At 70.0% G+C, this 6,496-nt stretch carries 8 protein-coding genes and 2 pseudogenes; 4 read left to right on the forward strand and 6 right to left on the reverse strand.

Translation table 11 applies throughout. The features are described 5' to 3' along the window. The first annotated feature begins 253 nt into the window (after window positions 1–253). From ACXJMZ_RS24200 to ACXJMZ_RS24210, 3 genes are all read left to right on the forward strand, one after another. Window positions 254–751: a hypothetical protein gene (locus ACXJMZ_RS24200; RefSeq protein WP_457032154.1), complete on the forward strand. Its 498-nt coding sequence runs from the start codon at window positions 254–256 to the stop codon at window positions 749–751. 21 nt (window positions 752–772) lie between these two features. Beyond that, complete coding sequence (locus tag ACXJMZ_RS24205) at window positions 773–1,255, forward strand: hypothetical protein (protein WP_457032155.1); 483 nt, start codon at window positions 773–775, stop codon at window positions 1,253–1,255. Window positions 1,256–1,630: 375 nt separating this feature from the next. Further along, the gene (locus tag ACXJMZ_RS24210) at window positions 1,631–1,927 is read left to right on the forward strand and encodes a hypothetical protein (RefSeq protein WP_457032156.1); all 297 of its coding nucleotides are present in this window, start codon (window positions 1,631–1,633) and stop codon (window positions 1,925–1,927) included. On the opposite strand, the pseudogene ACXJMZ_RS24215 reads toward ACXJMZ_RS24210, so the two are convergent. The 5 genes and pseudogenes from ACXJMZ_RS24215 to ACXJMZ_RS24235 all read right to left on the reverse strand — a co-directional run. Then, a pseudogene (locus ACXJMZ_RS24215) lies at window positions 1,912–2,070 on the reverse strand (helix-turn-helix domain-containing protein); the annotation flags it as partial. The gene ACXJMZ_RS24210 and the pseudogene ACXJMZ_RS24215 overlap by 16 nt on opposite strands. Before the next feature lie 142 nt (window positions 2,071–2,212). Continuing rightward, window positions 2,213–2,542 carry a M23 family metallopeptidase gene (locus ACXJMZ_RS24220; RefSeq protein WP_457032162.1) on the reverse strand — a complete coding sequence of 110 codons (330 nt, stop codon included), beginning with the start codon at window positions 2,540–2,542 and terminating at the stop codon, window positions 2,213–2,215. A gap of 66 nt (window positions 2,543–2,608) precedes the next feature. Next, window positions 2,609–2,845 (reverse strand): annotated as a pseudogene (locus ACXJMZ_RS24225) (peptidoglycan-binding protein); the annotation flags it as partial. Window positions 2,846–3,432: 587 nt separating this feature from the next. Beyond that, window positions 3,433–3,822, reverse strand: a complete 390-nt coding sequence (locus tag ACXJMZ_RS24230; protein WP_457032157.1) for a VOC family protein — start codon at window positions 3,820–3,822, stop codon at window positions 3,433–3,435. Window positions 3,823–3,899: 77 nt separating this feature from the next. After that, window positions 3,900–4,745, reverse strand: coding sequence for a spermidine synthase (locus tag ACXJMZ_RS24235; protein ID WP_457032158.1), 846 nt, complete (start codon window positions 4,743–4,745; stop codon window positions 3,900–3,902). 166 nt (window positions 4,746–4,911) lie between these two features. Here ACXJMZ_RS24235 and ACXJMZ_RS24240 point away from each other — a divergent pair, with 166 nt between their 5' ends. Beyond that, entirely contained in the window at window positions 4,912–5,871 is a 960-nt protein-coding gene (locus ACXJMZ_RS24240; RefSeq protein WP_457032159.1) for an alpha/beta hydrolase, read from the forward strand. Here the strand turns inward: ACXJMZ_RS24240 and ACXJMZ_RS24245 are convergent. Beyond that, complete coding sequence (locus ACXJMZ_RS24245; protein WP_457032160.1) at window positions 5,847–6,464, reverse strand: TetR/AcrR family transcriptional regulator; 618 nt, start codon at window positions 6,462–6,464, stop codon at window positions 5,847–5,849. The genes ACXJMZ_RS24240 and ACXJMZ_RS24245 overlap by 25 nt on opposite strands. Window positions 6,465–6,496 lie beyond the last annotated feature (32 nt).

Here is a 6,496-nt window from a genome sequence, read left to right on the forward strand (position 1 = left end):
AGCCGACGGGCGGCAGGCCGGCTGCTCGGACCGGCTGCTGTAATGCTCCTGAGCGCGGCCGGTCTCACGGCCCCGCCGCGGGGGAGGAACGCGCATGCGACACAGACTTGGTACTGCCTTCGGGGCGACGATACTGCTGGTCACGGCCTCGACGGGCTGCTCGAGCGACGATGGGAGCCCGACGGTGCCGGCCATCTCCCACGCCCCTTCCTCGGTCGCGGCCTCCTCTCCCGTGCCTCCGGGCCTGACCGAGGTGATCGACCGAACCCGTACCACCCTGATCGCGTCGGGAGCTGTCGGAGCCGAAACTCCCGGCCCACAGGGGCTGCTGTTGGTCCAGGCCTGGGCGGACAGCGCCGCGTACGTCTGGGAGACCCGCGACCAACGGCTGTGCTCGGCCAAGGTCACCGCGGCCACGGTGACCGAACGGGCCTGCGCCGTCCATCCGCTGGATCCGCCTGTCACATCGCCCGGAGGAGTTCAGCAGATCGACACCTTCTTCACCGACGGCTGGGTACGCCTCTTCGGCGCCGACCACCAGGAGGTGACCTCCGCGACCTGTGGCGGTACGCCCGTGGAAGTCCTCCGGATCGGCACCGTCGCGAGTGGGGCCCGGACGCTGTACGCCGTGTGGTTCACGGACTACACGAAGGGCAGCATCGTGCTGTCGCTGAGCCACGACGGCACGACGTCCGAGGCCTCGCTCGCGCTCGGCGACCTCGGCGACCGAACCTGCGCCCCGGCACTCTGACGTGAAGTCAAAGGGGAGCACATGAACATCGACATGGTGCGCGCGGCGATCGGGCCGCAGAGCCCGGACGGGGTGACCGGTTCGGGCATCTACGTCTGGGTTGACGCAGGGGTGGCCGAGCAACCGGTGCTGTACATCGGCAGATCGGGCAACGTGACGAGGCGAACGAGCAACGAGAGGACGTGGACCGAGCAGTTCAAGGACGCACGCCGCCGCGGGAACACCCTCTGGTACGCAGCCGGCTGCGGGCTCTCCCCCGTCCTGGCAGCCGCCGTGGACCCACAGGTGCTCATGTGGGCCCTCGGTCCCGCGGACGCTGCCGCCACCGAGACAGCGCTGATCCGGCTGGCCGCACTGACCGGCGGTACGCCGCCGGCCCAAGGCGGCGGCTGGGGCTGGGGCCGCGGAGACCAGGCCGCGAGCCCGGACCCGGTACACCTGCTGCTGAACCGCTGGTTCCAGGACGACCACCTGGTGCGTCGGATCACGGAACCCGGCACCTGATCGACCACCGATACCGGTCCGTTCGGGCGGCGGCATCGACACAACGGCCCGACGGCAGACCCTGCGGCATGACAGTTCCCACCATCAACGGCCGCTAGGTGGCCCGAAGTTCGAACGGGCCCGCCTCCCCAAAAAACGGGCAATAGACGCGCCTACAAGGCCACTTCACGGAACCGCAGCCAGAGCCGCGCCTTTCCCCACAGGTGTATGCCAGGGGACCACTCCGTGCAGCCCTCGGAAGCGACACGCCTTGAGCCTTGCGACCCGCACGTCCGACTCGCGGCCTAACGACCAGAATGTCCGGCCGCGTGTATTAGGCTCCGCCTCTAGCATCACTCGATTGACCGTTTGCTCACCCAATCGACAGGAGGCCCGATGATCGGCGTGCTCGTGACTTTCACGCAGACCGACAAGTTCGATCGTTCAACTCTCGCAAAGATTGCCGGCGAACTACGAGGACCGTTCGAAGGCATGGCCGGCCTTCGCTTCAAGAGCTTCATGCTCGACGAAGACGGCGTTCGGGCAAGGAACTTCTACGTGTGGGATGACGAGGACAAAGCCCGCGCCTTCTTCACGGCAGAGCTCGTCGACAAGGTGGCGGGGATTTATGGCGCCCCGCCCAAAATCGAATACCTCGATATCGTGGGGTTCGTCGACAACTCTGGCACCTGATTCGCAAGGGGGCTGTCGCGCAAACCCGTGCCGTCGTGGGCGGTGCCGACGCTGATCCGGAAGCCGGCCGCGAGCTGGGCGAGGGTGTCGTGCTTGCGCAGGTAGACCAACGCGAGCAGGGCCCGTTGGTAGGGCGGGAGTTTCCTATCGGGCGTACCAGCAGAGCCTGGGCTTCTCCGGCGCGGATGCCGACGGCATCCCCGGGCCAACTGCTGGGCTCCCGGCGGTCGGAGGTGGCAGCCGGTTCCGAAGAGGTCGGCGGCCGACCGGCCGGCGAACGAGGGTTCACCAGTCGGGGTTGACGTCGTTTCCGAAGCCGGCGCCCGCAGGTCGCTTCTCGAAGTGCAGATGCGGGCCGGTTGCGTTGCCGGTCTGGCCGACCAGGGCGATCTGCTGTCCCACTCCGACGCTCGCACCGCGGCCGACGTTGCGCTGGGAGAGGTGGCAGTACCAGTAGTCGAAGCCGTTGGAGCGCAGCACGAGGTAGTTTCCGTAGGCGTTCGGGTCCTCGCCCGTCTCGCTGATGGAGCCGTCGAGGACCGCGACGCACGGTGTGCCCTCGCCGGCGGCATAGTCGGCGCCGGTGTGGTAGCCGAGGCTCCAAGACCCGGGGATGCGATAGGCGGTGGTGACGCCGTGGCCGGGGGCGGGGGAAGAGACGCGGTTGCCTCCGCCGTTGGTGGACGGGACTTGGAGGCGGTCCCAGGAGGTCTGGCCGGGGATGCCGTCCGCGTCGCCGCCGGAGAATCCGAGTTTGCGCTGGAAGGCTGCGTACGACGCCTGGTCGGCGTCGCTCCACGCGGGGCCGGGCCCCACCTGGTACTGGCTGCACCCTTCCGCGACGAGGCGCTGCCCCATCGCGGTGATGATCGGGCTGACCTGACCGTTGTGGAAGAACGGTGCTCCGGGGAAAGGCTGCAAGCTCATGGTCGGTCTCCTCTCTGCTGGGCGAGAGCGAGTGGCTCCGGCGGATGTCCCCGCCCGGACACTCCGGCAGCGCCCTGCGCCACGAGCACGCCGCGCTGAGAGGTGGACCAGCTGGGAAGGGTATGCCGGGTTCCTGAACTCGGACCCCGCGCCGGTGAGGGCCGTTCGTACCAGGCCCTTCACTTCCACCGTGCGCCGCGGCGATTCCGATTGCAACGCGGGAGCTCGCGGGGCACCCGGCCGGCGTTCGGGTACTCCCTGCGGCTCGCCGCGAACCCGACACCGACCCGCCCGGACGCCCTACTGACCGTGCGTGGTGCGCCGGCGTTCTGCGGGTTGAGGAGCGCAGCTTTCCTGGCGACGATCAGGACCCTCGACAAGTCCCGTCGTCGCAGGTCATTCAGGTCGCACGCGATGGCCGCCGAGGTCACATCCCGGCGGTGTCGATCTCCACGCGGTCCCCCGCAACGTGCTGGATCGCGTACTTCAGTGCCCGCTCCGGGTCGCTGACGCTGTAGTGCCCTGGGACGTGAGCTGCCGTACTGATGGACGCACCTCCTCCACTCCGACCCGGGTCCCTACTTGCTGTGCACGAGCTGGATCAGGTTGCCGCAGGTGTCGTCCAGAACGGCGGTGGTGACCGGGCCCATCTCCCGTGGCTCCTGGGTGAAGTGCACCCCGAGCCCGCGCAGCCGCTCGAACTCCGCCGGTACGTCGTCCACCGCGAAGGAGGTGGCCGGGATGCCGTCCTCGACCAGTGCCCTCTTGTACGGACCGACCGCCCGGTGGCCTGAGGGCTCCAGCAGCAGTTCGGTCCCCTCGGGGTTCTCCGGCGAGACGACGGTCAGCCACCGGTCCTCGCCGCCGAGCGGGACGTCGTGCTTCTTCACGAAGCCCAGCACCTCCGTGTAGAAGCGCAGGGCCTTGCTCTGGTCGTCGACGAAGACACTGGCCAGGTGGATCCTCATGTAACGGCGCTCCAGGGTGTCGGTGCTCGGAACGTGGAAGCTGATCGCCTGGCGGCGACAGTACCTCCCTAACCGACCTAACCGACGCTGAACGCGCCCTCCGGCGGTGGCGGCGAGTCGGTGGCGGTCGCGTCGGTGACCGGGGCGGTGCGGCCGACCAGGCGGGTGAGTTCGGCCTCGTCGCAGAGCCGGGCCGGGAAGACGTCGGCGGCCAGACGGCGGGTCAGTTCCGCCACCGGGAGCGGTCGGTCGGAGCCGACCAGCAGGACGTTGCCGTAACGGCGGCCCCGCAGCACCGAGGGTTCGGCGGCCAGGCAGACGTACGGGAAGACCGCCCGCACGGTGGCCGCCTGGGCCTTGGCGAAGGCGAGCGGCGGGCCGTCCGCCAGGTTGGCGGCATAGCAGCCGCCAGACCGCAGAGCGGTGGCCGCCAGTCGGAGGAACTCCACCGAGGTGAGCCGGGAAGGCGTACGGGAGCCGTGGAAGACATCGGCGACCACCGCGTCCACCGAACCGGCGGCGATCGAGGCCAGCGCCTCCCGGGCATCGCCGACCTGCACCGCGATGCCGTCCGGCCACGGCAGCTGATCGGCGATCAGCTCGACCAGCGGCCCGTCCACTTCGACCACTCGCTGCCCGGAGCCGGGCCGGGTGGCGGCCAGGTAGCGCGGCAGCGTGAGCGCCCCGCCGCCCAGGTGCAGCACGTCCAGCGGCTGCCCGGCGGGGGCGACGACGTCCAGCAGGTGGGTGATCCGCTGGGTGTACTCGAATTCCAGGTGGGTCGGATCGTCGAGGTCGACGTACGACTGCGGGGTGCCGTCCAGGGTCAGCAGCCAGCCGCCGTCGCAGTCCAGATCGGGCATCAGCTTCGCCGTACCGAGCCCGACCGCCCGCTCGACCGGCAGCCGGTCCTCGGGGCTCATGCGGTTCCTCGGGTCAGGGTGTCAGTCGGCATGACCGCAGCATAAGCCGGTCGGGAGGTCGGTCGGCCCGCCCCGGGCTACCGGCCGGTAGAGTCGGTGCTCGCGGACAGTGCTCGCGGATCGTTGGTCCTGTCACGGCAGGCCGGAGCAGAGATTGGGTGCGGCAGTGGAGTTCCGAGAAGACATCCTGGGTGCGCCGTACGAGGCGGCCGAGCTGCCGCTGACACCCGACGAGGAGGGCCCGGTCAGCGCGACCCTGGTCCGGCGGCTGGTCCCGGGCTCCCACCGGGCCGTGCTCTACCTGCACGGCTACACGGACTACTTCTTCCAGACCAACCTCGCCGACCACTTCGTCGCGGCCGGCTTCTCCTTCTACGCGCTGGACCTGCGCAAGTACGGCCGCTCGCTGAGGCCCCATCAGTCCCCCAACTTCGTCCGCGACCTGGCCGCCTACGACGAGGAGCTGGACGCGGCGGTCCGGATCATCCGCGAACAGGACGGCCACACCCGACTGCTGGTGAACGGCCACTCCACCGGCGGTCTGGTCGCCGCCCTCTGGGCCTCCCGGCGGGCCGAACGGAACACGGTCGACGGGCTGTTCCTCAACAGCCCGTTCCTCGCCATGCCCACCGCCCCCGCGCTGCGTACCCTCGGCGCGCCCGCTATCGAGGCGCTCGGCCGATTCGCCGCGCTGCGCAAGCTGCCCGCGCCGCTCAACCCGCACTACGTGCACAGCCTGCACCGCGACCACCGCGGCAGCTGGGACTTCGACCTCGCGCTCAAGCCCGCCGAGGGCTTCCCGCTGTACGCCGGCTGGCTGGCCGCGATCCAGCGCGGCCACCGCCGGGTCCGGCAGGGTCTGCAGCTGGACTGCCCCGCGTTGCTGATGGCGTCGACCGCCTCCACCGTCACCGGCAAGTGGGACCCGGCGCTGCTGCACACCGACGCGGTGCTGCGCGCGGACGACATCGCCGCGCTCGCCCCCCGGCTCGGCCGCCACGTCACCACCGTCCGGATCGACGGCGGTATGCACGACCTGGTGCTGTCCGGGGAGACCGCCCGGGCCCAGGTCTTCAGCGAGCTGGACCGCTGGATCGACGCCTACTTCCCCTCACTGCCCGGCTGAGGCGCCCGGACCAGCCCGGCGACGTGGTCGGTGACCAGGTCGAGCACCTCCGCCGCCGCGCCCTTGTCCCCGAGCACCAGGTAGTTGACGGTCAGCCCGTCCGTCATCGCGGCCAGGTAGCTCGCCAACACCCCGACCGGGACCAGGAGTTCGGCGCCGGTCCGCTTCCCGAGCTCCTCGATCAGCTCGCGGTAGGTCTCGGTGTACAGCTCGTACTGCCGCCGGGCCAGGTGCTCGAAACCGGGCTGGCGCAACGCGTACTGGGTGAGTTCGTAGGTCAGCATGTGCTCGGCCGGGTTGGCCGCCACGTGCTCCCAGTAGGCCCGGAATCCGGCCCGGACGGTCTCCCGCAGGGTGGCCTGCGGTCGGATCGCGTCCCGCACCATGGTGACCGAGTGCTCGGTGATGGTCGTGATGACGGACTCCAGCAGTGCCTGCTTGGAGTCGAAGCAGTAGTGGAAGACGCTCAGCGACAGACCCGCCTCAGCGGCGATCGAGCGGGTCGTGGTCCGGGCCACGCCGTCCCGGGTCATCGCCCGGATCGCGGCCTCGGTGAGCTGCCGACGCCGGTCGGCGGACGGCATCCGTGCCATGGGTRGTGCTCCCCTCCGTACTGGGAAAAGTG

The organism is Kitasatospora sp. P5_F3 (assembly GCF_054049135.1).

Bases quoted from the DNA above. Each gene is read 5' to 3' on its own strand.
- ACXJMZ_RS24205 (WP_457032155.1), top strand. From the start codon at position 773: ATGAACATCGACATGGTGCGCGCGGCGATCGGGCCGCAGAGCCCGGAC.
- ACXJMZ_RS24210 (WP_457032156.1), top strand. From the start codon at position 1,631: ATGATCGGCGTGCTCGTGACTTTCACGCAGACCGACAAGTTCGATCGT.
- ACXJMZ_RS24230 (WP_457032157.1), bottom strand. From the start codon at position 3,822: ATGAGGATCCACCTGGCCAGTGTCTTCGTCGACGACCAGAGCAAGGCC.
- ACXJMZ_RS24235 (WP_457032158.1), bottom strand. From the start codon at position 4,745: ATGAGCCCCGAGGACCGGCTGCCGGTCGAGCGGGCGGTCGGGCTCGGT.
- ACXJMZ_RS24245 (WP_457032160.1), bottom strand. From the start codon at position 6,464: ATGGCACGGATGCCGTCCGCCGACCGGCGTCGGCAGCTCACCGAGGCC.